Origin of the sequence: Clostridium sp. FP2, assembly GCF_011065955.2 — a bacterium.
Lineage (GTDB): Bacteria > Bacillota > Clostridia > Clostridiales > Clostridiaceae > Clostridium_AD > Clostridium_AD tagluense.
In genome coordinates this window covers 4,350,543-4,371,910 of sequence record NZ_JAAMNI020000001.1, presented here as the reverse complement: position 1 = coordinate 4,371,910, position 21,368 = coordinate 4,350,543, and the positions used below count along the sequence as shown (strand labels likewise).

Here is a 21,368-nt window from a genome sequence, read left to right as displayed (position 1 = left end):
GGGAGAAAATGGATAAAAATACAAAACTTCTTCCGCTAATTCCACTAAGAGGTATGAATATATTTCCATATATGGTGTTGCATTTTGATGTTGGTAGAGAGAAATCTATTCTTGCATTAGAAAATGCTATGCTAAATAATCAAGAAATTTTTCTGGTTTCACAGAAGATATCAAAAATTGAAGAACCAGAGGAAAAGGATATATATAGTATTGGTACTATTTGTAATATAAAGCAAATATTAAAGTTACCAGGAGATACAATTAGGGTACTAGTTGAAGGATTAAAAAGAGGAAAAATTTTGGAGTATAAAGATAATGAAACTTTTGTACGGGTAGAAGTAGAAATTATCGAAGATGAAGATTTTGAAGATGATAAGAAATGCAAGGCGTTAATTAGAATTATAGATAAAGCTTTTGAGGAATACATAAATCTATCAGTTAATAATTTTCCCGATGCGCTATTCAGTTTAGAAGAGACCAAAGAGCCAGGAAGATATTGTGATATTGTAAGTTCATATTTAATACTAAAACCAGAAACAAAACAAAAATTGCTTGAAACAGTAGATGTTATTAAAAGATTAGAAAAACTACTATTTATATTAAAAAATGAAGTTGAAGTATTAAGAATAGAAAAGAAAATTGGAACAAAGGTTAAAAGTAGGATTGACAAAGTCCAAAAGGAATATTATCTAAGAGAACAAATAAAAGCTATACAAGAAGAATTAGGAGAAGATGACGAGAATAAAAGAGAAATAGAAGAATATCAAATTAAGATAAATAAGGCAAAACTTCCTAAAGAGGCAAAAGAAAAAGCAATTTATGAACTAAATAGATTGAAAAGTGCAGGGAATTATTCTGCTGAAAGTGGAGTAATAAAAGCATATTTAGATTGGATTTTAGAGTTGCCTTGGAATAAATTCACTAAAGATAACATCGATATTAACAAGGCTAGAGAAGTTTTTGCAGCAGAACATTATGGACTAGAGGATGTTAAGGAAAGAATAATAGAATATTTAGCAGTTAAAAAGATTAGTAAAACTCTTAAAGGACCTATACTTTGTTTGGTAGGGCCACCAGGGGTTGGAAAAACATCTATAGCAAAATCTGTTGCGAATGCATTAAACAGAAAGTTTGTTAGAATGTCTCTAGGTGGAGTACGCGATGAGGCTGAAATAAGAGGACATAGAAAAACTTACGTGGGCGCAATTCCAGGTAGAATCATATATGCCATGAAACAAGCAGGATCTAAAAATCCATTGTTCTTATTAGATGAAATTGATAAAATGAGTGGTGACTTTAAGGGTGACCCTGCAGATGCACTACTCGAAGTTTTAGATAGTGAACAAAATGCAACTTTCAGGGATCATTACTTGGAACTCGACTTTGATTTGTCAAAGATTTTGTTTATAACTACTGCAAATAAATTAGATACGATTCCAAGACCATTATTAGATAGAATGGAAATTATTGAGGTATCGGGTTATACATCAGAAGAAAAGTTCCACATTGCTAAGAATCATCTTATTCCAAAGATGTTAAAAGAACATAATATGGAAGATAGTAAAATAAATTTTTCTGATTCTTCAATAAATTGTATTATAGAAAATTATACTAGGGAATCAGGGGTTAGAAATCTTGAAAGACAAATTGCTTCAGTTATCAGAAAAGCAATAACTGAAATGGTAGAAAAGACTAAAGAAAATATTGAGGTTACAACGGCGCACGTTAAAAGGTATTTAGGAATTGAACTATATACTTATGATAAAGCTGATATGGAAGATGGAGTAGGCGTCGTAACAGGACTTGCGTGGACCGCAGTGGGTGGTGTTACTTTGCCTGTAGAGGTAAGTGCCATGGAGGGAAATGGTAAGCTTGAACTTACCGGTAAATTAGGCGATGTTATGAAAGAATCTGCTAAAGCTGGATATAGTTATATTAGAGCTAATGCAGCTAAATATAATATTGATAGTGACTTTTATAAAAATAAGGACATTCATATTCATGTACCAGAAGGTGCAGTGCCTAAAGATGGTCCATCTGCTGGGGTAACTATGATTACTGCAATGGTATCTGCCTTAACTAACAGGAAAGTAAGACATAACGTAGCGATGACAGGTGAGATTACGCTTACGGGAAGGGTTTTACCTATTGGAGGGCTTAAGGAAAAATCTTTAGCTGCATATAGGGCAGGCATTGACACAATTATTATTCCAAAGGACAATGAAAAAGATATACAAAAAATACCGAAGAGTGTTAAGGATAAACTAAAATTTATAATTGCAAGTAAAGTAGAAGATGTACTTGAAAACGCATTAATTGGAGAGATAAATAATGGAAATAAAACAATCTGAATTCATAATTTCAGCAGTAAAACCTGCTCAATATCCTACGGATAATATGGTAGAATATGCTTTTGTTGGCAGGTCAAATGTAGGGAAATCATCTTTAATAAATACTTTAACAAATAGACGTAAATTAGTTAAAGTTAGTGGTACACCTGGAAAAACAAGACTTATAAACTTTTTTTTAATAAATAATAGCTTTTATTTTGTTGATCTACCAGGTTATGGATATGCCAAAGTATCTAAATCTGAACAAGCTAAATGGGGAAAGATGATGGAGGACTATTTAGTCCGTAGACCTCAGCTCCAAAAGGTAGCATTACTCGTGGATTGTAGACGTAAGCCAACTAAAGATGACCTTCTAATGTATGGATGGATTAAACATTTTGGCTACGAGGTTGTAATAGTTGCAACAAAAAAAGATAAGTTAAATAGAACAGAATTAGTACAAAACAATAAGTTAATAAGAGAAACTCTTGATCTAGATGATAGTGAAGAGATTATCAATATTTCATCACTAAAAAAAATAGGTGTCAAAGAGCTTTTAGGAAATATGTTTAAGGACAGTTCAGAAGGAGAGCCTAAACTGTAATAAAAAGAAAACTTTAGTGAGAATATAAATTCCTTCTGAAGTCGTTAATTGCAGCACCGAAGGTGATGATTTAACGAAGCTGAAACTATAGAATAAAAATAATGTAATAAATAAAATAGACCTATATTATAGAGTGTAAAATAGTAATTTTTGCACAAAGTGATAAGGCCTATTTTTTTTGTATTTTAATTGAAAATTCAGTGTCAATTTATATTTATCAGAATAGTATATATTAGAAAACAAAAGAAAAATGGTTTTAAAATTAAGAGGTAAACAGAGGAAGAGAACAATTACTAATTGTTATTTAACTAATAAGTAAATATAAGGGGGGAAGTAAAGTGGATATGAATGGATTGCTAAGTGGATTAGCGAGTGCTCAAAAAAATGAATGTGATCATAATAAAAAATGTTGTTGTAACAACAACAACAATGGCATCTTCGGTGGAAGCTCAATAATTTTGATCATTATTCTATTATGCTTCTGTGGAGGATTTGGTGGTCAAGGACAAGATTGTGGGACTGTTTGCGGATGCGACCCTAAACACTGCAAAGAATTATGTAGATGTGGTCCAATTAATAACGGTGGATTCGGTGGATTCGGCGGATTTGGTGGATCTGGTTCAGGATTCGGCTGCTGGTGGATAATAATATTAATACTTTTATTCACATGTGGCAATCAAAACAGAGGATGCTGCTCAAATAATAACGACTGTTGTGACGAATAAACTAGGTAAAAAATAATAGGTTAACATCTGATAAATTAAAATAATGATTACTTTAGTTGAAATATGTAACACATTGAAACATGCCCAGAAAGGGGGGTTTTATATGTCAAAAAGAAGATGTTGTGGTAAGGAAGCAGTAGCTGCAGTAGCTGAAGTTGGATGTGGAAATCAATTTGGAAGTCTATGCTCAAATCCAATTTGTGCTTTAATAATCTTAATTATACTTCAAAAAACATGTCTACTTGAAAACAATAACGCATTTCTATTAATATTATTATTCTTAGGTTTTTGTTTCTGTAGAGGTGGAAGAGTAGGTTGTGGCAGAGGTCTAGGTTATTAGTCTTAAAAATCAGGGAGAGCTTATGCTCTCCCATTTATAAATGAGGTGATAAATGTGTCAAAACATCATAAGAGCCATACAAATAATATGAATAATGAAAATAACAATAATAACAATGACAGTAACGGCAATAATAACAATAACAATTCTAATAGTAATCCATTAACACAAATGCTAAATGGAAATTCTGGGAATCCGATGATGGCATTATTATCTAGTTTGCTTTCTGGAAATAATGGTGGCGGTAATAATATGCTTGAAGGTTTACTTTCTGGTTTGGGTGGTCAAGATAATAATATGTTAACAAATTTGTTGGGTAATTTAGGGGGCCAAGATAACAATATATTAGCAAATCTTATGGGTAATTTAAATGGTCAAGGTAATAACATACTAGGCAACTTAACGAATAATTTAAACCCGGGTAATGCAAATTCAAGTACGAATTCAAAGGTGAAATCAACATCAAGTGTTACAAAGAATAACAAAAACAATTCAAGTGGAAATAATGATTCAATAAATTCTAATGTTGATGATAATGACAACACTTTAGCAGATATATTTTCAGGTATGGGAGGTATAGACCTAAGTCAAATCTCAAATATGCTAGCTGGAATAGATTTAAATAATCTAGATTTAAATAATCCAAATCTTAGTGAGATGATAAATTCATTGACCAATAATAATACGTTTGTAAATAGTGAGCCTATTGAAAGTAATGATGTTGAATTTAAACATACTGACCCTAAAGCAAGAACACATAATATTGTGAAAAACTTAGAAGAGGAGGATTTGGGACAGTTAATATATATATTAGCTCATCTAGTAGATGACAGGAAACTTGAAATGCTAAATAAGATAGTAGGAGAAAATTCTAATTAAGGCTTATATTTAGATATATTGCAATGATACTGTTTTTTATGAAAATCATCAAAAAAATAACAGAGCAAATATTTGTGCATATTCGGCCTGTTATTTTATTGTCTATCTTATAAATTATTATTTTCACTATTAGGATCTTCATAACCTATCATAGTGCATTTACCATCAAGAATTCCACCTTCAGATATCATAAGTTTTTTCACTGAAATATCTCCTTTGACCTTGCCACAACTTTCTATGGACAATGTGCTTTTGCAACAGATATTTCCATTAATCATTCCGTTTATAGAGGCATTATCACACACAGTATTGCCTTTTATGTGGCCAGATTCTCCTAGTATTACATCATCTGCACAAAATATGTCTCCATCAATGGAACCGTCTATTTTTATTAATCCATTAACATTTAAAGAACCAATTATAAAGCATTGATCTCCAATTAAAGTTTCAATCCTATTTACATCTTTTTCCTTGTTATTAAACATATGAACACTCCTCCAATGTTAAATTAGTTTGTATTTCTAAACAATAATAAATTTATAATTTTAAATATCATTTATAATGAATAAAACTATGCAAAAAGGTTAATATTATAAATGTAATCGGAGTTAAATCTCCATTAGCATAAAATTAATTATTTTATGCGGACCCCCCCCCATCCCCCTTGGGACCGATAATACGGTCCCTTTTTAATCCGTAAATTATAACAAAATTTTATATATTAACTATCTAATTTAAAATTTATGCTATTACTTAATACTTATAGAACTAATTTTAAAGGTAGAAGTAGTATCGCTTTTAGGTATAGGTTTAAGAATTAGTTCTATGGTATAGTTTTTTGTGTCTTTTGAATCCCTTTCAGTACTACCTTTAAAGTTTAAGGTCCATAGAATTTTACTGGCATTGCCTTCTTTGTCCCAATTAGAATCTTTGAAAACAGCATCTTGGAAGTTGAAATATATTTTTTTATTCCATAAATCGTTTAATAGTGATATATCATTACCATTTAAATCAGGTGAGAAAGGCTCTTTTGACATATTTAATTCTGATTGTGGAAAGCTTGTCATAAGATTTATAAAGCCTGTTATGGTGTTTTTACCCATATAATTATCATCATAGTTATAATTAAAAGACTTTAACCTGTTCTTAATAAAAATATAACTTGTAAAAGTCATTTTACCATCTTTAATATTTCCAGATAAAACTTTAGGCGTTTTATTATTTTTACTGTCTATAAAACCTAAAATATTATTGGTGCTGCAAAATATATCATCAAATTTTTCATTATTCCAAAGGAATACATGCTGAACAGCTTTATTGTTTATAGATGATGTATCCTGTAGAGAGGCTGCATTCTCTACAGAGGCTTGGGTAAATATTTCAGGTTTGTTGTTTGTAGATATGTCCATTAAAGTAAGTCGCATTGGCCACTCCTTATAATAATTTCCCACAGTATTAATTTTTTTAGAGGGTTCAAGGTAATAACTTTTATCTTGTGAATTTATTTGAATATAATATTTATCTGTTTCTGTTTCTGTTTTTATGTATAGAATATCCTTAGTGCCATCCCCTGTTAAATCAGCTTGCATCATTTTGCTTTCAGTAACAATATTAAATGTACTTAATGACTTGTTTCTAATTACTAAGAGAACTGTAAAAATTGTTGAAAAGACAATAAAGGCTAAAGCATAGTAAACAAATTTCTTCTTAAAAAATAGTATGTGTAATTTCATATATTCCACCCCCTTTAAATTATATGTAACAATTATATATTTAATTAATTTATATAGAAAAAAAATTAAAAAATTCATATTTATTATTATTAAGAGGTGAACTTATGAAAAAATCATTTAAAATACTGAAAAATCTATTTAGTTTTTTTATAATTTTAATTATGGTATTTACACTCTCAGCCTGTAAATCTAATAAAAGTGAAAAACAAAAAAAAGTAAATGTATTCCTGGATACAACTGATAAATATTCTTCTAATGTAATTAAGTTTTTAATTGAGGATTTTAAAAGCGCCAATCCAGATGTTGAAATAAAACTAAATGATGTACTAGGTAATAAAAGTGATATCATGGAAAGCATTAATCTTGGTACAGAAATTGATGTGATTTTCACTAATAGGAATACCCTTATTGAGCTTAGCAAAAAGGGAGTAATTAGTGATATGAAAAGTGTTTATGAAAAAGAGGCTATCGGCGATAGATATTATGACATTGTAGGCTCTTATGGTAGAGTAGGGGATAAATATTATGGCATAGGAGTTGTACCATATTCTATTGAGTTATTATATAATAAAGTTAATCTAGAAAAATTAAAAATATCTAACCCTAAGAATTTAGAACAATGGTTAGATGTTTTGAAGCAAATTCATAACAAGGGAATAAAAACCCCAATAGTGTTAACTGAAGATGTAGATGCTAATGGACTTCTGTTTTCTTTAATTGCTAGTAAAGTGGTAAATATTCATGAACTTGAAGAAAGCTATGATAGTGGTGAGGAGTCATATAAAAAGCTTAAAACCATGCAGGAGACATTTAAGAAATTTAATTTATTAACAAAAGGCAGTGGAATTTCTAAAGAATCTTTTGAGTTAGGGAATGAACAAAGCATTATTAGTTTTAATAATGGTGATGCGGCTCTGCTTGCATGTATTTCTTACTATAATTCTAAACTTAATGGAACAAACATAGGTATAATAGGAGATTATGATAATAATTCAAATTATGGTTCTAATATGCCTATTATAATTAATTCTTTAGTATGTATGCCTATGAATGCAAAAAATGGGGATAATGCCAATGCTTTTATTAAATATATTTATAGTGATGAGGTTCAAGCAAGAATTGTGCAAAAGGGAATTATAAGTGGAAACAAAATTGCAAATAACAAAATAACTGGTATAGGCAAAATAATGGTTGGACATATGTATAAAGCTAATGATAATAGTATTCTTGCATTATATAATTTACCTGATAAAATCAAAAGCAATGTATTGATAACTTTGAAAAGGATTTTAGCTAGTGGTTATAATTCTAAAGAATGGGAGGAGTTATTAAAAGAATCTTATAAATGATTTATTAAATAAAAAAAAGAAGTATAATTTCTATACTTCTTTTTTTACTTAATAAATCATTTTTTGCAATCTTTACATAATCCGTAAAAATATATTTTGCTCGCTAAAATTTCGTAATTAGTATGCTGTTTAACATCTTCATTTACATTTGGAAAAGATATGCCTTCTATGTCATCAACTCTACCGCAACTTATGCATTGCACATGAGGATGAGTAGCCATGTTTCCATCATACCTAAAGTTTCCTTCACCTACATTAAGTTCTATTATTAACTCAACCGCAACAAGAGTTTTTAATGCTTTGTAAATTGTAGCTAAACTCATAGTAGGGTAAGTTGGTTGTAGGGCCTTGTAAATAACTTCTGCTGAAGGATGCTCTTTTGTAGATTTTAAATATTTATAAACTGCAATACGTTGAGGTGTTAGCTTTAACTTTTTCTCTCTAAAAATTGTTGTAATGTTCTCCATATACACCATCCTATAATCTAATTTATAGTTATAAAACTTATTATATAATAAAAACTATTACTTGTCAAAAGAAATAATTTCCACACTACTTGTAAAAATAATAAAAATCATTAAACTTTTAATTCATTTATAGGATAAGCAACATATATTAGTAATATAGAGAGGAGGGCTGATATTTTGAAAAAAACCTATGTATTAGATACCAATGTTATTCTATACGCGCCAAGTGCTATATTATCTTTTGGAGATAACGATGTAATAATACCCGAAGTAGTACTCGAGGAATTAGATAGTTTTAAAAAAGATAAAAGTGATTTAGGGGCCAATGCCAGATATGCAGCTAGGCTTATTGATAAACTCAGAAATGAGGGAAAACTAAACGAGGGTATTGAGCTTGAGAATGGTGGAAGACTTAGAGTAGAGATGAATCACTATGATACTAAAATTCCTGCTTCTTGGAATAAAGAAAAGGCTGACAATAGAATATTACAGGTATGCAAAGGTCTTAAAGAACAAGGAGAGGACGTATGGCTAATAACAAAAGATATATTTCTAAGAATAAAGGCAGATGCCGTAGATATTAATGTAGAAGATTTCTATGAAAAATTTGTGCCAGAATATGATAATCAATATACAGGAAGATCAGAAGTATTCGTATCTTCAGAAAAACTTCAAGAGTTTTATAGCAAAAAAAGTTTAGCAGTTGAGGCTTTACTTAATTATGATGAGAATTTAGAGGAATACACCATACCAATTTTATATACAAATCAATTTTTAATAATTCATTCATTGGAAAACCCTAAACAAACTGCACTTGGTAGGTATGATGGTAAAAATGTAGTGCCACTGTACAGTAAGGATAGTAAACCATTAGGAGTTGTACCAAGAAATGTTGGACAGCGGTTTATGTTAGAAGCACTAAGTGTTGATGCTATAAAAGCACCCTTAGTAATTGTTAAAGGACCAGCAGGAACAGCTAAAACACTATTTTCCCTGGCCGTAGGACTTCAAAAAATATTAAATGAGAATAGTGAGCATTACAGAAGAATTTTAGTTTGTAGACCAAATGTTACCATGGATGAGGAAATAGGCTTTTTACCTGGTACGGAGCAAGAAAAAATATCACCCTTTATGCGACCAATATTTGATAATTTAGAGATACTTGTGGATTCTGATGAAAAAGAACGCTACAAAAATGAAAAGGAATTATTAGATAAGATAAAAGACTTATTTGATAGGAGAATTATAACAACTGAAGCTGTTGCTTACCTTAGAGGAAGGTCCATAGTTAAAAATTGGGTAATAATAGATGAAGCCCAAAATTTATCGCCCAAACAAGTTAAAACAATAATAACTAGAGTTGGCGAGGGAACTAAACTGATTCTTATAGGTGACCCAGAACAAATCGATCATCCTTTTCTTGATTCCAGATCAAATGGTTTGTGCTATGCCTCTGAAAAAATGAAGGGTAGTGATTTGTGTTATCAGGTAACTTTAAAATATGATGAATGTGAGAGATCACCACTAGCCTACGAAGGCTCAAAAAAATTATAAATATGACAAGTTATAAAAGAGAGTATATAGATATATACTCTCTTTTTGTATTAAATTATCAAATTAGTGGTGTAGTTCACAAAAATTACATTAAAATTGTATTTTAAAATACAAAGTTTTATTGTACAATAAGATAGTATCTAATAAGAAAAAGGATGGGAAGCATGAAAAAAAGAAAAAATGGTAAGAAGAAAAAAATAAGTACAAGCAAGCTGGTTATATTATTTATAGTATTTGAACTTATTTTCACAACTGCTACGGGTCCATATATGCTTTACTATGGTCCGTTTAAAAAAGCAAAGACAACAGTAGTAGGTGCAGCAATGACTACTCTCACATTACAGTGGCTAGCAAAAGCATTTTTATCTGATGCAAAAATAAATGAAATTATGAAGGGACAAACAGTAGCTGTTATAGCACAAGAAAAATCAGATGGCGTAAATGCTGGTGTAAAAGTAGAAAATAAAAATGATAATAACATTGAAAGATATGAAATAAAAGGAAATAAATACAAAGGGTATGTATTAATAATTAAGGATCCTACTAGGATAAGAGTAGGATACAGTAGTAAACTACTTAATGAAGGTAATGTACCTAAGGAAGGTGAGCGTACTAGTGAAATTGCAAAAGCTAATAATGCAATTGCAGCAGTTAATGGTGGAGCCTTCGTAGACGAAGCGGCTGGAGCGCAATGGGCAGGAACGGGAGCAAAGCCAACGGGAATTATAATTACTGGTGAAAAAGAAATTTTTAATGATATAAAAAATGAAAATGTTAAAACAGATGTTGTTGCAATAACTAAAGATGGAAAACTGTTAGTTGGTGGTCATAGCATTAAAGAAATGAAAGAACGTGGAGTAACAGAAGCGGTGTCTTTTGGACCAGCATTTATAGTTAATGGAAAGAAAACTATAACCAGTGATGATGATAATGATAATAATGGTGGGTCGGGTATAGCACCTAGAACAGCTATTGGACAAAGAAGTGACGGAGCAATAATATTATTAGTTATTGACGGTAGACAGCTAAAGAGTATGGGGGCTGATTATAAAGAGGTACAAGACGTATTGTATGAGTATGGAGCTGTTAATGCTAGTAACTTAGATGGAGGATCTTCTTCTACAATGTTTTATGATGATGAAGTTATAAGCAATCCTAGCGACAGCTATGGAGAAAGATCTATACCTTCAATTATTTATGTTGAGAGTAGATAATAAGGTTAAATCTCAGCATAGCATATTTTAAATTAAAGGAGAAATCATTATGACATGGAAGAAAAGAATAAGTATATGGATTGTAGTATCTCTATCTTTACAATGTTTAGTCTTATTTTATATAGATCATTATTTTTTAGCTACTAGTGATTCAAAAGTGGTTTCAAAAAAAATTATTGAAGATAAAAAAGAAGAAACAAAAAAAATCGATATTACGGTACCAGAAAGCGCAGAAAAAATATTAGCCTCCTATGATGCTAAATATTTATCCTATTATGAAGACCAGCAATTAAAAATTGTTAATTGTAAGGATGGAAAAGTTAAAGATATAGAGGCCAAAGAGGGAAGTGAAATTTGTTTTTATAAATGGCTTCCAGATAGAAATAGAATGTATTTAGTAGAGAAAAACAGTAATGATGAGTCTGGTAAATTAGTATTATATTCTTATGATTTATCAAAGGGTGAAAAATCAAAGGTTAAAGATTTAAACTGGAGCAATGGAGGAACCAAAGTAGAAGACATTCAAGTATCAACTTTAACAGGCTTTTATTATGTAAAAGCTTCAAATAATGGTGAGAGAAGTAGTACATATAAAATTAGTAGAATGGGAAATATGACAAAAGTCGATACCATACCTAATAAAGTGAGTAATATAGTATCATCCCGCCATAAAGATAATTTGGTTTATGAAGGATCAGTTTATAATAAAATATATGCCACGGATCTTGAAGAACCTATAACTGTTAAAGATGTAGACAAGCTTGCCATAATTGGTATTGATAATAATGATAATGTGTATCTTGGAGAATTAAAGGATAAATTAGTAAGCAAAATTTATTATGGGAAAACAGAAGATAAGACTGAAGACTGGAAAACAATTGAGTTACAACAACCTTGTGAAAGAGATGATTTATTCGTTTCCGATGCTGGCAAGGTCTATCAGCATGATTCGCTGCAAGGTGTAGTAAAAGAAATTAATTCTGGATCTCAAACTAGTTATGAAGGGAAGTTTTTACAAATGTATGCTAAAGGGATAGTATCTTTAGTAGGTAATAAAATATCCTTTGTTCCTTTTAAATAGGTAGGTACATTAAAATAAATAGTTAATAATAATTTTAAACTATGCCCTTGGCATGGTTTTTTTTGTTTGCTAAAAAATTATAAAATTTAAAAATATTATAAAAAAACTATTAATCGTTTACAAAAAGTTTTTTTAGTATTATAATATGTTTACTGACTTGTCCTAAAATTTTCATGTTAATGAATAATATAGATTAACATAGAAATTATAGGATGATATTAGCATTTAATGAATGGAGGGATTAATTTGTTTAACAATTTTAGGGGGAAGAAATTAACATCATGGTTATTAACATTAATGATGGTTTTTACTTTAGTTCAACCAGTTAATGTTTTTGGAGCAGAAAGCAAAGGAATAAATTTACAAATATTAGCGACTAGTGATATGCATGGTAGATTTTTACCCTACGACTACGCTATTAATGCACCAGATACATCGGGAAGTATGGCTCAACTTCAGACAATCGTCAAAGAATTGAAAAAAGCAAATCCAAATACTATTTTAGTAGATAACGGTGATACTATTCAAGATAATTCATCATCATTATTTAATAATGATGCAATTCACCCAATGGTACTTGCAATGAATGAAATGGGATATGATACTTGGTCTATGGGAAACCATGAATTTAATTATGGAATACCAACACTACAAAAAATCTCATCTAAATTCACAGGAACAGTTCTTTGTGGTAATGTTTTTGATAAAGCAGGCAAATCTATAGGTAAGCCTTATAAAATAATAGAAAAAGATGGAGTTAAAATTGCTATTATTGGTATGGTAACTCCACATATAACAAAATGGGACGGACCTAATCTAGTAGGTTATACAGTAACAAATCCAGTTGTAGAAACTAGAAAAGTTGTTGATGAACTTAAAGGCAAAGTTGATGTTATGATAGCAACTATGCATGCAGGTGAAAATTCAGAATATGGAAATGGCGATAGCGCTAGAGAACTTGCTAAAGCTTGCCCTGAATTAACTGCTATAGTAGCTGGGCATGCTCATTCAACTATAGCTCAAGTTAAAGAAGGAAATGTTATTATTACTGAACCTAATAAAGGAGCATCTCAATTATCAAAAATTGATGTTAAGCTTACTAAAAATGCTGCTGGTAAGTATTCTGTGGTAGATGCTAAATCAGATTTAGTGTATGCAACACCTAAAGGCGGAAAAGCAGTAGTAGCAGATGCAGACCTTTCAGCTAAATTACAATCTTATAGTACAACAGCTATTGCAGATGCTAATGTTGTTATTGGAGAACTTAAAGGCGGAGATTTGGTTCCAGCCTCTGAAATTAAAGGTATTCCAACAGCACAAGTAAAAGATACTGCAATGATAGATTTAATTAATAAAGTTCAGATGTTTTATACAAAGGCAGATGTAGCGGCGGCTGCTAGTTTTAGCACTACTGCAAATATTAAAGAAGGTAAAATAATTAAAGCTGGTACAGCTTCAATTTATAAATTTGATAATACTTTAGTTACACTTAAAGTAACTGGAGCACAGTTAAAGAAATATATGGAGTGGTCAGCTAGTTATTACAATACTTTTAAATCAGGAGATTTAACAGTTTCATTTAATGAAAAAATAAGAGATTACAACTATGATATGTTCTCAGGCGTAAAATATGATGTGGATGTATCAAAGGAAGCAGGGAAAAGAATTGTTAATTTAACTAAAACGGATGGAACACAAATAAAAGACACAGATGTTTTAAAATTAGCAGTTAATAATTACAGAGCTAGCACAACTTTGCTTAATGAAGAATCAGGATTATTTAAGGGTGAAGGTGTAGAAATAGTATATGACTCCTTTAAAGCTATGGGAGACGACGGACGTATAAGAGATTTAATAAGAAAATATATTATTGAAGAAAAGAAGGGTGTTATAACTCCAGAATTAGATAATAACTGGAAAATAATCGGCAATGGAATGGATGCTACCAAAGCTACCTTCGCAGCTAAATTAATCAATAATGGTAAATTACAATTACCAACATCAGAAGATGGAAGAACTCCAAATGTTAAATCTGTTACTTATGATGATGCAATAGCAGCTAATGGAGTTAATATTGTTACATTTAATGATTTCCATGGTGCAGTAGCTGCAGACGGAAAGAATGCAGGTATAGCTAAATTTGCTGGAGAAATAAACAAAGTTAAAACACAAAATCCTAATACTATAGTAGTATCAGGTGGAGACAACTTCCAAGGAAGTGCAGTGTCTAACTTAACTTATGGAGCACCAGTAAATGAAATGATGAAATCAGTTGGAGTAGTTGCTTCAGCTGTAGGAAATCACGAATTTGATTGGGGTACTGATAGAATAGCTAAGTGGGCACAAGATGGCGGATACAAGTTCCTCGCTTCAAATATTTATGATAAAACTACAGGTAAGCCAGTAACTTGGGCTGAGCCGTACATGATAGTTGAAAAAGGTGGAGTAAAAATAGGCCTTGTGGGAATTGCAACACCAGAAACAGAATTTAAAACGAAACCAGAAAATGTTAAAAATTTAGAATTTAAAGATCCCGCTACTTCAGCTAAAGAATGGGCTAAAGTTGCAAAAGATAAGGGAGCAGATGTAGTTATTGCATTAACTCATTTAGGAGCTTTCCAAGATAAAGATGGTAAAATTACTGGAGAAGCCACTGCACTTTGTGGAGTTCCAAATATAGATGCAGTTATTTCAGCTCATACTCACCAACCTGTAAGTGGAATGGTTAATGGAATTCCTGTAGTTCAAGCATATTATTCAGGAAGAACTTTGGGAAGATTAACAATCAAAATTGATGCCAGTGGTAAATTAGCAGGCATAGTACCTTCAATAGATAATTTATATAGCAGAGCAACTACTTTAGTAGAAGATGCAGCTGCAAAAGCAATTGCTGATAAATATACTAAAGATTTACAACCTATACTCAGTGAAGTTTTAGCAAAAACAGATAAAGAATTACCTCATGATAGATATGCCCAAGGAACATCACTGCTAGGACAATGGACAACTGATGTTATGAGAAAAGTAACAGGTACACAAATTGGTATAACTAATGGTGGTGGCCTAAGAGTTCCAGTAGCTGCTGGAAATATTACAATGGGTAATATGTATGAAGTTATGCCATTTGACAATACATTAGTTAAAATGGAACTTAAGGGTTCTGATTTAAAGAGAGTAATTGAAAATGGAATAGATAATAAAGATATTGGTTGGGTTCAAGTAGGTGGAGTAAAAGTTTACTATAATGAAAAAGCTGAATTTGGTAAAAAGATTACAGCTATGTTCTTAGAAAATGGAACGCCAGTTGACATGAACAAAACTTATACAGTAGTAACTAACGACTTTATGTTCACAGGTGGAGACAAGTATGACTTCAAGGGTGCAATAAATGCCGTAGATACTATGACTCCAATAAGAGAAGCATTAGTAACTGAATTGAAAAAAGTTAAAGCTATATCAGTTAAAAACAACAATAATCTCGTTTCCGGTACTGCACCAGTGGTAACAAAACCAGTGGTAACAAAACCGGTAGTAACAAAACCCGTGGTAACAAAACCAACATTACCTATTAAGGGTAAATATGTTATGACTACAGCTAAAAGTGGATTAAATTTCAGAGTAGCAGCTTCAGCGTCTTCAAAGAAACTTGGAGTACTTAAATATGGTACAGTAGTTCAGGTTGTTTCAGAAACTGCTATTTGGTATAAAATTAATTACAATGGCAAAGCAGGTTATATCTACAAATCTTACACAAAAGTAGCGTCAGCTAAGCTGGTGACTGCGGCTTAAAAAAGAATTCTACAATAAAATACCGTGTAGACCCTATAGCAATATATTGTCTATAGGGTATTTTAATACTATATTTCGAATTAGATGTAGAAGATGATATAAAGTGTTATTTAAAAACTATATTTTGTAAAAAAAGATCTTATCTGTTGAAGATAGGGTCTTTTTATGTGGCATCTTAAATAGATTAGAAGAGTATACTCACTATTTTTTGAAGATGCCTTATATAAAAATATAAGCTTATTCATAAGAAATCCAGTTGTAGAAATATATTCTTTTGTTTTAGAAATAATACATTCAAAATAACAATAAACTTTGCTATAATAGATATATTAGACATCTGAAAAAAATATAAGTTAAAGATGCCCTACATTGTAAGTAACAATTAACAGTTGATATCTAACCTGTAGGAATATTAGGAGGTATAAATTTGGATACATCACAAATATTATATAAGATTTTAATGATACCAGCAATTTTAATAGCATTTACTTTTCATGAGTATGCACACGCTATCACAGCAGATAGGTTAGGGGATAAAACTCCAAGATTTCAAGGAAGACTTACGCTAAGTCCAACTGCTCACATAGACCCAATGGGATTTATTTTAATTTTACTAGTAGGATTTGGGTGGGCAAAACCAGTTGAGACAAATCCTAGTGCCTATAAAAATTATTATAAGGACGATTTGAAAGTTTCTGTGGCAGGGCCAGTTGCTAATTTGATTCTAGGTTTTGTATTTGCAATTTTCACTGTATTATTTGCAAAGTTTTCACCAATTAATGGTGCCCTAGGTAAAATTATTTATGATATACTAGATATTACTGGAAGTCTAAATTGTGTGTTGTTTTTTCTTAACTTAGTGCCAATACCGGGTTTTGATGGATTTCACATAGTTAGGGATTTATTTCCAAAGTTTTTTTACAATATTTCAGATTCGGTTACTAGGTATCAATTCCCGATATTTATTATATTAATGTTGCCACTATTTGGTGGACAATCAGTTTTTTATTATCTTGTGCAAGTACCAGGGTCCTTGTTATTTTATTTTTTCAAAAATATTGTATGGATGATTTAACTACAGTTCAGAAGGTGATGATTTAAATGGAAGGATGGATTATTCTTTATGAATTTTCTATTTTGATTTATTGTATAAGCAATTACGTACAGAGTGGAATGGAAAATTCCACTTTTGCTATATCCATTATTTTATCGTATATATGTATTAAGATTTGCTATTATATATTTAGCAAATCTAAGTACAAGAATAGTATATTGATATTGACTTTAATACTAATATTGTTCCAATATACTTATGTTTATAATTTAATAATATTACTCTTACCTATTAACATTTATATGTTAATAGGTAAGAGTAACCAGCATAAGTGGATAAATGCATTAGCTATTATCATTAGTGTACATTTTATAAAACATGATATTTTACAAGAATATATATTGGCTTCCATATTAGGTTATCTAGTATATACTTTGGTGAATAGTAGCTTTAGTAAAATTCAAAGGCTTATAGAAGAAAATGAAAGCTTAAAGAATAAAAATACTATACTTTCTAATAAACTAAATAAAGATCTGCAGTTCCATAAGCAATTTAAATATATGTCAAGGCTTGAAGAAAGGAATAAAATAGCCCAGGAAATACATGATAAAATTGGACATACGTTGTCGGGAGGCATTATGCAACTAGAGGCAGCTAAGCTTTTGCTCGACATTGATATACCTAAATCAAAATCAATGATTCAAAATACTATTAATGTACTACGTGAAGGCCTGGACAATATAAGAATTACTTTGAAAAATATTAAACCACCCTCAGAACAATTAGGCATAAACAAGCTTAAACTATTAATCGAGGAATTTAGTTTTAATAGTGGTATAAAGTATAATTTTCTTTATAATGGAAACATAAATAAAATAACTCCAAGGCAGTGGAAGCTAATATACGACAATATAAACGAAGGTTTAACTAATACAATGAAATACTCCAAAGCTTCCAAGGTAAATGTTAATATTGAAATCCACAATAAAATTATAAAATTAGAAGTTAAGGACGATGGAATAGGCTGTAATACTGTCATTAAAGGTCTAGGTATTGCTGGCATGGAGGACCGTGTAGGCAATGAAGGTGGACAGGTAATTGTAGATGGAGCACAAGGCTTTTCCGTTATTTCAATTATTCCATTAGACCAAGTGAGAAAAGCTGGGGACAGTTAACAACTAATGAATGTTTAGAAGGTTGAAAAAGTGGGGGACAGTTAAGAACTAATGCACATTTATTAATTAGGAAGAAGGAATAAAAAGTAAATAAGGGGTTAGGGGTATGGCAATTAAAGTTTTGATAGCTGATGATGATATACTTATAAGAGAAGGACTTAAGATTATACTTGGCTTGGATATTGAATTTGAAGTGGTTGGTTGCGTCTCAAATGGATTAGAAGCCCTAGAGATGTGTATTGGGGAAACTGTAGATGTAGCATTATTGGATGTTAGGATGCCAGTTATGAATGGGGTACAAGCAGTAAGGGAAATAGCAATGAAAACTACAACTAAAACCTTAATTTTAACTACATTTGATGAGGATGAATATATATTTGAGGCTTTAAAAAATGGAGCGAGAGGATATCTTTTGAAAAATAATTCCCCAGATAAAATAAAGGATGCTATTAAGACTGTTTTTGGGGGCAATATTGTTATGCAAGATGTAATATTAGATAAGGTTACACAAGGATTTAAAACTTCTAGGCAAGATAAAGTTCCAAAGGGAGATACCTTTACCGAAAGAGAAATAGATGTAATAAAAGCTATTTCAGAAGGTCTTTCTAATAAAGAAATTTCTAGTAAACTCTATATATCAGAAGGGACAGTTAAGAACTATATCACTTCTATTTTGAATAAGACTGGTTTGAAACATAGAACACAAATTGCAATATATTATCTACAAGGAGAAATATAATATAAGGCACATGAAAATAAATAACAAGTCAGAAGACTAGTCTATTTATTTTCATGTGCCTTATGTGACTTTAGTCATATAGAAAAGGTGACTTTCATTACTTATTAGAAAGTCATTTTTTTTATATAATAGAAATATAAGTTACATGAAATAGACGAGCATATTGACTTATTATTTAAATGTACTTAAACAACAAAAATTATAAAGAGGGGTTATATATGAAGATAGTTAAAATTGAAGGATTAACCAAAAAATTCAAAGATGTAATAGCAGTAGATAATGTAAGCTTATCTATAGAAGAAGGTGAAATTTATGGGCTACTCGGGCCTAATGGAGCAGGTAAGAGTACTATTATAAATATATTATGTGGATTACTTACAATGGATAAAGGTAAAATTGAAATTTTAGAGAAAGGAATTGAAAGCAGTAGCACTTATATTAAGCAAAATATTGGTGTGGTACCTCAAGAAATCGCTATTTATGAAGATTTAACAGCCTATGAAAATGTTAAGTTTTTTGCTAGTCTTTATGGATTAAAAGGGTCTGAGCTTAAAGAAAAAGTAGAAGAGGCACTAGAGTTTGTTGGACTTTTAGATAAGAAAAAACAGTATCCAAAAAGTTTTTCAGGTGGAATGAAAAGACGATTAAATATTGCATGCTCTATAGCTCATAGACCTAAGCTAATTATAATGGACGAACCAACAGTAGGAATTGATCCTCAATCAAGAAATCATATATTACAATCTGTAAAAAAATTAAACTTATTGGGATGTACTATAATTTACACTACTCACTATATGGAAGAGGTAGAAGCTATATGTGGGAATATAGCTATAATGGACCATGGAAAAGTAATTGCACAAGGAACTGTGGAAGAGTTAAAGTCTATAGTTACAGATGTAAATCATGTTGAGATTACTGTAGAAGATGTAGAAGTGCTTAATATAGAGCAACTTAAGGCAATACCTGGAGTTGTGCAAATAGAAGTCCAGGATGAGAAAATTAAAATAGAAAGCAAAAAAGATGTTACTAATTTAGATAAGATAATATTATATTTCACCAGCAATAATATTTCTATTAAAAATATAGAAAGTAAAAATCCAGATTTAGAGTCAGTATTCCTTACTCTAACGGGAAGAAAACTTAGAGACTAGGCATAACTGTTAATAAAAGTTATGCACTTATGAGGAATACAAGGAGGATAGGAATGAAGATTTTTAATATAGTATTGAAGGAAATAAAGCATAATATAAGAAATAAGCAAATAATGGTTATAATGATAGCATTTCCTATAGTTCTTATGTGGATTTTAGGAACCGCTTTCTCTGGTGGTATGGAGGGAAGTTCATTAATGTTTGATAATCCAAAGATAGTTTACTCTATTGAGGGTCAAGGCCAAAGGGCGCAGGCTTTTGAAGAGTTTATAAAAAAAATAGAAAAATTCGGAATAAAACCTACGAAAATACAAGAATATGATAGTGGGATTAATAGTGTTAAGGAAACGCAATATGCCTGCTATATAGATTTTAATGATAATGAAAATAAAATAAAGCTTTTTAAAAACGAAAAATATAACGTCGAAGCTACATTTGTAGAAGGCATTTTCCAAGCTTTTGTACAAAAATATAATGTTATATCAGAAATAGCAAAGGTTAATCCGAAGGCTGTAAAGGAAGTTTTAAAAGAAGATTCTAAAAAGTATGTAGAGGTAAAATCCATTGATAAAAAAAAGAGGCCAAGAGCAATTGATTATTATGGAGTAACCATGACAACCTTAATTATAATGTATGGTGCTATGTCAGGGGCTTATGGTATCAGGGGAGAAAAAACTAGAAAGACAGGGAATAGAATATTAACTTCTCCTATAAAAAAATATGAATATTTTATAGGAAAGAATATTGGATCCTTTGTAAGTCTATTATTTCAATTATTAATAGTGATAATTTTTAGTAGATATGTTTTAAAAGTAGATTGGGGAAATAATCCAGGAATAATATTTTTAATAATGGCATCAGAAGCCTTTATGTCAATAGCCTTAGGAATAGGAGCTGCTTTTATCTTTAATTCTGAAGCTGCAATGTCAGGAGTATTAAATATAATGGTACCTGTCATGATTTTTCTTGGCGGAGGATATGTTCCATTAGAACAGTTTAATAGTGAACTTCTATTTAATATAGCAAAATTTTCTCCAGTAAGATGGTCAAATGACACTATTTTTAAAGTAATATACGGTGGGAATTTTAGTCAGGTATTTGCTACCATTGCTATTAATTTAATAGCAGCTACAGTATTTTTAACTATATCTACATTGATATTTAGAAAGGAGAGGGCATAA

General features: G+C 30.6%; 18 protein-coding genes. 15 read left to right on the top strand and 3 right to left on the bottom strand.

The annotated features are described in order from the left end of the window. Positions 1 to 8 precede the first annotated feature (8 nt). The 5 genes from lon (at position 9) to G9F71_RS20620 (ending at position 4,878) form a co-directional block, all read left to right on the top strand. The gene (gene lon / locus G9F71_RS20640; protein WP_164948557.1) at positions 9 to 2,351 is read left to right on the top strand and encodes an endopeptidase La; all 2,343 of its coding nucleotides are present in this window, start codon (positions 9 to 11) and stop codon (positions 2,349 to 2,351) included. Beyond that, positions 2,332 to 2,934: a ribosome biogenesis GTP-binding protein YihA/YsxC gene (gene yihA / locus G9F71_RS20635; RefSeq protein ID WP_164948556.1), complete on the top strand. Its 603-nt coding sequence runs from the start codon at positions 2,332 to 2,334 to the stop codon at positions 2,932 to 2,934. Before lon ends, yihA begins: the two co-directional genes overlap by 20 nt. Positions 2,935 to 3,272: 338 nt before the next feature. Further along, complete coding sequence (locus G9F71_RS20630; protein ID WP_187353448.1) at positions 3,273 to 3,659, top strand: hypothetical protein; 387 nt, start codon at positions 3,273 to 3,275, stop codon at positions 3,657 to 3,659. Between the two features lie 103 nt (positions 3,660 to 3,762). After that, entirely contained in the window at positions 3,763 to 3,999 is a 237-nt protein-coding gene (locus tag G9F71_RS20625) for a hypothetical protein (protein ID WP_164948555.1), read from the top strand. Between the two features lie 54 nt (positions 4,000 to 4,053). After that, positions 4,054 to 4,878 (top strand): hypothetical protein, encoded by an 825-nt coding sequence (locus tag G9F71_RS20620; RefSeq protein ID WP_164948554.1) that lies wholly within the window; start codon positions 4,054 to 4,056, stop codon positions 4,876 to 4,878. A gap of 107 nt (positions 4,879 to 4,985) precedes the next feature. Here G9F71_RS20620 and G9F71_RS20615 read toward each other — a convergent pair whose 3' ends face one another. After that, a complete protein-coding gene (locus G9F71_RS20615) occupies positions 4,986 to 5,363 on the bottom strand; it encodes a polymer-forming cytoskeletal protein (protein WP_124999565.1) in 378 nt (125 codons plus the stop codon). 264 nt (positions 5,364 to 5,627) lie between these two features. Beyond that, complete coding sequence (locus G9F71_RS20610; protein ID WP_164948553.1) at positions 5,628 to 6,611, bottom strand: VCBS repeat-containing protein; 984 nt, start codon at positions 6,609 to 6,611, stop codon at positions 5,628 to 5,630. 104 nt (positions 6,612 to 6,715) lie between these two features. Here G9F71_RS20610 and G9F71_RS20605 point away from each other — a divergent pair, with 104 nt between their 5' ends. Further along, complete coding sequence (locus G9F71_RS20605; protein ID WP_164948552.1) at positions 6,716 to 7,960, top strand: ABC transporter substrate-binding protein; 1,245 nt, start codon at positions 6,716 to 6,718, stop codon at positions 7,958 to 7,960. Positions 7,961 to 8,016: 56 nt separating this feature from the next. Here G9F71_RS20605 and G9F71_RS20600 read toward each other — a convergent pair whose 3' ends face one another. Further along, the gene (locus G9F71_RS20600) at positions 8,017 to 8,427 is read right to left on the bottom strand and encodes a Fur family transcriptional regulator (RefSeq protein WP_124999559.1); all 411 of its coding nucleotides are present in this window, start codon (positions 8,425 to 8,427) and stop codon (positions 8,017 to 8,019) included. A gap of 177 nt (positions 8,428 to 8,604) precedes the next feature. Between G9F71_RS20600 and G9F71_RS20595 the strand changes: the two genes are divergently transcribed. The 9 genes from G9F71_RS20595 (at position 8,605) to G9F71_RS20555 (ending at position 21,368) form a co-directional block, all read left to right on the top strand. Continuing rightward, on the top strand, positions 8,605 to 9,981 hold the full coding sequence (locus tag G9F71_RS20595) for a PhoH family protein (protein WP_164948551.1): 1,377 nt from the start codon (positions 8,605 to 8,607) through the stop codon (positions 9,979 to 9,981). A gap of 155 nt (positions 9,982 to 10,136) precedes the next feature. Further along, positions 10,137 to 11,195 carry a phosphodiester glycosidase family protein gene (locus G9F71_RS20590; protein WP_187353447.1) on the top strand — a complete coding sequence of 353 codons (1,059 nt, stop codon included), beginning with the start codon at positions 10,137 to 10,139 and terminating at the stop codon, positions 11,193 to 11,195. Between the two features lie 49 nt (positions 11,196 to 11,244). After that, a complete protein-coding gene (locus G9F71_RS20585; protein WP_164948549.1) occupies positions 11,245 to 12,276 on the top strand; it encodes a hypothetical protein in 1,032 nt (343 codons plus the stop codon). A 246-nt stretch (positions 12,277 to 12,522) separates the two neighbouring features. Beyond that, entirely contained in the window at positions 12,523 to 16,065 is a 3,543-nt protein-coding gene (locus tag G9F71_RS20580; protein WP_164948548.1) for a 5'-nucleotidase C-terminal domain-containing protein, read from the top strand. Between the two features lie 427 nt (positions 16,066 to 16,492). Continuing rightward, entirely contained in the window at positions 16,493 to 17,140 is a 648-nt protein-coding gene (locus tag G9F71_RS20575) for a site-2 protease family protein (RefSeq protein ID WP_164948547.1), read from the top strand. A 281-nt stretch (positions 17,141 to 17,421) separates the two neighbouring features. Then, positions 17,422 to 18,294 carry a sensor histidine kinase gene (locus G9F71_RS20570; RefSeq protein WP_164948546.1) on the top strand — a complete coding sequence of 291 codons (873 nt, stop codon included), beginning with the start codon at positions 17,422 to 17,424 and terminating at the stop codon, positions 18,292 to 18,294. Positions 18,295 to 18,400: 106 nt separating this feature from the next. Next, the gene (locus G9F71_RS20565) at positions 18,401 to 19,033 is read left to right on the top strand and encodes a response regulator (RefSeq protein ID WP_164948545.1); all 633 of its coding nucleotides are present in this window, start codon (positions 18,401 to 18,403) and stop codon (positions 19,031 to 19,033) included. A 218-nt stretch (positions 19,034 to 19,251) separates the two neighbouring features. Next, entirely contained in the window at positions 19,252 to 20,187 is a 936-nt protein-coding gene (locus tag G9F71_RS20560; RefSeq protein WP_164948544.1) for an ABC transporter ATP-binding protein, read from the top strand. 53 nt (positions 20,188 to 20,240) lie between these two features. After that, positions 20,241 to 21,368 (top strand): SagG family ABC transporter permease subunit, encoded by a 1,128-nt coding sequence (locus G9F71_RS20555; RefSeq protein WP_164948543.1) that lies wholly within the window; start codon positions 20,241 to 20,243, stop codon positions 21,366 to 21,368.

What these genes read in the sequence shown, in the direction of transcription:
- G9F71_RS20570 (WP_164948546.1), top strand. Translation starts at nt 17,422, where the DNA reads ATGTTAATAGGTAAGAGTAACCAGCATAAGTGGATAAATGCATTAGCT.
- G9F71_RS20610 (WP_164948553.1), bottom strand. Translation starts at nt 6,611, where the DNA reads ATGAAATTACACATACTATTTTTTAAGAAGAAATTTGTTTACTATGCT.
- G9F71_RS20590 (WP_187353447.1), top strand. Translation starts at nt 10,137, where the DNA reads ATGGGAAGCATGAAAAAAAGAAAAAATGGTAAGAAGAAAAAAATAAGT.
- G9F71_RS20585 (WP_164948549.1), top strand. Translation starts at nt 11,245, where the DNA reads ATGACATGGAAGAAAAGAATAAGTATATGGATTGTAGTATCTCTATCT.
- yihA (WP_164948556.1), top strand. Translation starts at nt 2,332, where the DNA reads ATGGAAATAAAACAATCTGAATTCATAATTTCAGCAGTAAAACCTGCT.
- G9F71_RS20560 (WP_164948544.1), top strand. Translation starts at nt 19,252, where the DNA reads ATGAAGATAGTTAAAATTGAAGGATTAACCAAAAAATTCAAAGATGTA.
- G9F71_RS20600 (WP_124999559.1), bottom strand. Translation starts at nt 8,427, where the DNA reads ATGGAGAACATTACAACAATTTTTAGAGAGAAAAAGTTAAAGCTAACA.
- G9F71_RS20615 (WP_124999565.1), bottom strand. Translation starts at nt 5,363, where the DNA reads ATGTTTAATAACAAGGAAAAAGATGTAAATAGGATTGAAACTTTAATT.
- G9F71_RS20605 (WP_164948552.1), top strand. Translation starts at nt 6,716, where the DNA reads ATGAAAAAATCATTTAAAATACTGAAAAATCTATTTAGTTTTTTTATA.
- G9F71_RS20625 (WP_164948555.1), top strand. Translation starts at nt 3,763, where the DNA reads ATGTCAAAAAGAAGATGTTGTGGTAAGGAAGCAGTAGCTGCAGTAGCT.
- lon (WP_164948557.1), top strand. Translation starts at nt 9, where the DNA reads ATGGATAAAAATACAAAACTTCTTCCGCTAATTCCACTAAGAGGTATG.
- G9F71_RS20565 (WP_164948545.1), top strand. Translation starts at nt 18,401, where the DNA reads ATGGCAATTAAAGTTTTGATAGCTGATGATGATATACTTATAAGAGAA.
- G9F71_RS20555 (WP_164948543.1), top strand. Translation starts at nt 20,241, where the DNA reads ATGAAGATTTTTAATATAGTATTGAAGGAAATAAAGCATAATATAAGA.